This window comes from Sandarakinorhabdus sp., assembly GCF_031430775.1.
Lineage (GTDB): Bacteria > Pseudomonadota > Alphaproteobacteria > Sphingomonadales > Sphingomonadaceae > Sandarakinorhabdus.
Map to the genome: position 1 here is coordinate 1 of NZ_JANPCD010000079.1, position 1805 is coordinate 1805.

A 1805-nucleotide genomic window follows, 5' to 3' on the forward strand; every position below is an offset into this window, starting at 1 on the left:
GGCGGGTTGCCGTGACGATGATCTCGCCCTGCTCCATCACTTCGGCCGCTTGGGCGGTCGTTTCCTGGGCTTGGGCAGCAACAGGCAGGGTCAGCGCGGCAACCGTCGCCAGCAGAAACGTCTTCATAAATTCTCCCCAAAGACCAATTCGGAGCGACTTTTGTCGCCATTTGACGCCATTGCTAGCGCAATGGCCTCGCATGTCCACTGCGGCAACGGCTGTTTACATACGCAAATTCCCGATTGTTGCCGAACTGTCACACTTGCATGGCCAGTGGCCGCGCCGGTGACAAGGCTTGCGGGCGACGGCAGCCGCAGCCATGATGCGCGCAACAGAAATGGGGAGTTCGATATGAGCCGTCTTGCAGGCAAAGTGGCGCTGATCACTGGCGCAGCGCAGGGGCTCGGCGCTCAGATGGCCCGGCGTTTTGCCGAAGCCGGCGCGCGGGTCGTGCTGACCGATATCAATGCCGCCGGCGCCGCAGCCGTTGCTGCCGAAATCGGCGAAGCCGCCGTCAGCATCGGCCATGACGTCACCGTTGTCGCGCAGTGGGAGGCCGCAATTGCCTTTGCCGAGGCACAATTCGGCGGTTTCCATGTGCTCATCAACAATGCCGGCATTGCGGCGGGATCGACGGTCGAGGCCACGAGTTTCGAGGACTGGCGCCGCGTGCATGCCATCGATCTCGACAGCGTGTTCTTCGGCTGCAAGCTGTCGCTGCCGGTCATGGCCCGCACGGTGCGGGACACCGGCGTGCGCGGCAGCATCGTCAACATTTCCTCGATCGCCGGTGTCATCGCCTCGCACAACTCGGCCGCCTACAACAGCGCCAAGGCGGCGGTGCGGCATCTGACCAAATCGGTGGCGCTGCACTGCGCCAAGCAGCAATACCGGATCACCTGCAATTCTATCCACCCGGTGTTCATCGACACGCCGATCCTCAAGGGCATCACCGATCGCATGGGCCGCGAAGCGGGACTGGACAAGCTGGGCCGGCAGATTCCGCTCGGTGCAGTCGGCGAGCCGGACGATGTTGCCTGGGCGGCGGTCTATCTGGTGTCGGACGAGGCCAAGATGGTGACCGGGCACGGGCTGTATGTCGATGGCGGCATCTCTGCCATGTAAGCCGGCAGGCAAAATGGCAGGGCAATCTGTCGGTCAGCTTTACAAGTCCGCTTGAGGGCAGAAACCAAGTCACTGAAATCAAGTCGTTAACCTTTTAGGCATAATCCTTGCTATCTGTTAACCAAGCTGCGCCGGCGCGCAGCGGTCAAGATAGGGAGAATTGTGATGGTTGCGTTTTCCAAGACGATGAAACTGGGCCTGATGGCGGCCGCGTTTGCCCTTGCGGCCCCGGCAGCGGCTGTCGAAAATGTGGCGGTGACCTTCACCGCGCCAAACGGCGGCCAGAGCGTCGGCTTGTATTCCGGCGTAGTCACGCTGCGCGTTTCGGGCACCGGCTTTTCGCTGGGCTCGCGAATCAACGACGCATTTTATGATGTCGCCAACCAGACGCTGAACACCGGCTATTATGCACTCGGTTTCGACACCGTTCCGCTGGCAGCCTTCAACCCGTCGCGCAATGTCCAGAACTTTCTGGTCGGATCGGTGCCGGCCTTCAACCCGGCCAATATCTACACCTTCAAGATCAACGTCGGGCCGACACCCTCGACACTGTATTTCGGCGTGATGGACGGCCAGTTTGCCGACAATGGCGGCCGGTTCGACATCTCGATCGCCGTGCCGGAGCCGCAGAGCTGGGCGCTGATGATCGCAGGTTTCGGCCTTGTCGGCGCGGCCATGC

At 61.7% G+C, this 1805-nt stretch carries 2 protein-coding genes; both read left to right on the forward strand.

Going from position 1 to position 1805, the window contains the following annotated elements:
- Positions 1–352 precede the first annotated feature (352 nt).
- Entirely contained in the window at positions 353–1126 is a 774-nt protein-coding gene (locus tag RMQ73_RS04665) for an SDR family oxidoreductase (protein WP_310496896.1), read from the forward strand.
- 165 nt (positions 1127–1291) lie between these two features.
- Positions 1292–1805: PEPxxWA-CTERM sorting domain-containing protein (locus RMQ73_RS04670; RefSeq protein ID WP_310496897.1), on the forward strand; the 514-nt coding region annotated here is incomplete at its 3' end.

Coding starts and splice junctions, on each gene's coding strand:
- RMQ73_RS04665 (WP_310496896.1), top strand. CDS start 353: ATGAGCCGTCTTGCAGGCAAAGTGGCGCTGATCACTGGCGCAGCGCAG.